The following is a 1,873-nucleotide window of genomic DNA, read 5'->3' as shown; positions in this document are numbered from 1 at the left end:
TCATTCGCGGCCTGAAGGGCCTCGGCGCGAAGGCCAAGTCGTTCGGCAAGAAGGTCAAGGATAGGGCGATCGCAGGGGTCAAGGGTGTCACCGGCAAGGTCAAGGACCGGCTGACGCGGAAGGACAAGCCGGGACACGAGCGCGATCACCCCGACCTGACGGCCGCCGCCACCGCGGCCACTGCGCTCCTGGCCAAGCCGGAGTCGAGCAAAGGCGGCGTGGCAGCCGCTCTGCCCGGACTCAAGGCGACCTATGGGCTGACGGCGGCCAAGCTGGTCACGGAGCCCGATGGTGAGGTCCACATCACCGTTCAGCGAGCCAGCAAGCGAACCCCGTCGCAGATCATTCAGGAGAAGCTCTCCGCCGCAAAGATCCACGCGCTGATTCGGACGATCGCCAACGAACTGATGGCGTCGAAGGACGTCCGGGACCGAGTGGCACAGATCATCAGGGACCGTAAGAAGCACCTTGGCGAGCCCGGCAAGGACCCTCGGCCGAGCCAGGGCAAGGCCGCCGAGGCGAGTGCGATCATTCACCAGCCACGGCCGGAGTGGACAACCGAGAACATCACCCCTGCGAAGGGGGTGACTACGTCAGACCAGCAAACGCGGACATCGGCCCCGGGGCACATTCACGTCAAGGGCCTCGGAGGCAAGGGCAAGTACACCCCGGACATCATCGCTGAACTCGCCGCCATCAAGATACGCACCGGTGCGACCGACGCGCAGATCGCCAAAGCCATCCGTGAGGCCGACAAGGGCAAGATCCCCGCTCGGCCGCTTGGCAACGACAAGGAGGCGGTCGCATACCTGTTCCGGCTGGCCCGCCTCGAGGCGGTGGAGTCAGGCCGCAGCCCGTCCCACCTCGTCGGGTCTGCGATGGCGCACGAGGTGGCGGAAGGCAAGCATGGCGGAACGGTTGAGAAGATGGTGACCGAGCACAACCCGATGGCGATCGGAGGGGCAGGCTCTGCAAGCAGACGCGTTTCCAAGGACGAGGATGTGCCTCACGCCTCACCAGCAACAACAGTGGGCTCAGGACCCAAGGTCGTGGAGTTCGTCCGACGAGAGATGGCACTGGCCGTGGCTTATGTCGAGACGCTGCTGGGGAAGAAGACCGGGTTCAGCGAAAAGGAACTCGACAAGCTCATCCGCAACGAACTGCGGGACCGCCTGGAAGAGGCAGCACGCAAAGGATCGGAGGGCCCGGAGTGACACTCTCGATCCGCGGCATTCCCACAACAGCAGGGCTCGACGAGGTCGGAGCGGCGCTTGGGTGGACAACGGTGACAGAGTCTCCGGTCACGCCACCATGGCCCGGGGCCGAGCAGCGGAACGTGCTGGCGTCCTGGCAGCACGATGGCGCGCCCATCGCCCTTGTCGAGGATCGCCAAATCGCTCGGACGTACCTGTGGTCGACAGGTCCGCGAGCGTCAGAGCTGTTCCACGGGCTGGTGCAGGACGGCCTCTTGGCGCCCCCCGAACCCCTCCTGGAGGCGGCGCGAAGCAGCCGTCGGTACTGGGCTGACCTTGGTGACACGCTGTACGACCTGATCGCCGGCTGCATCGACCCCGGTCTACCTGGCGTCGTGGATGAGTGGTTGGCCAGAATGCATGACGAACATCCGCTGGTCCGCCTGGCCGCTGCGTGGACCGGACCTTACCTCGCGAGCGAGGACATCGCCGACGCCCTCGACGCCGTGGCGGCGTCGGACCCCGAGCCTGATGTCAGGTCCGCCGCAGCCGAATCAGCAGCTGCGCTCGCGCAGCTGGCAACTGGCCCGCAGCCCCGGCACTGACACTCGCGTGAGACCCAGTTGACGAGGCTGTTGCCTAGGCCGCGATGAGTCGCTGCGCGTGCACCGGTCTGTCCT

The 1,873-nt window shown here is 66.2% G+C and carries 2 protein-coding genes; both read left to right on the top strand.

The annotated features are described in order from the left end of the window. On the top strand, positions 1-1,214 hold a 1,214-nt coding region (locus tag ACOADB_RS03055; RefSeq protein ID WP_378596447.1), incomplete at its 5' end, for a hypothetical protein. Then, positions 1,211-1,798, top strand: coding sequence for a HEAT repeat domain-containing protein (locus ACOADB_RS03050; protein WP_378596446.1), 588 nt, complete (start codon positions 1,211-1,213; stop codon positions 1,796-1,798). The genes ACOADB_RS03055 and ACOADB_RS03050, both read left to right, overlap by 4 nt. Positions 1,799-1,873 lie beyond the last annotated feature (75 nt).

It is taken from the genome of Nocardioides sp. CPCC 206348, from assembly GCF_048654705.1.
In the GTDB taxonomy this organism is placed as follows: domain Bacteria; phylum Actinomycetota; class Actinomycetes; order Propionibacteriales; family Nocardioidaceae; genus Nocardioides.
This window is presented reverse-complemented; position numbering and strand designations above follow the sequence as displayed.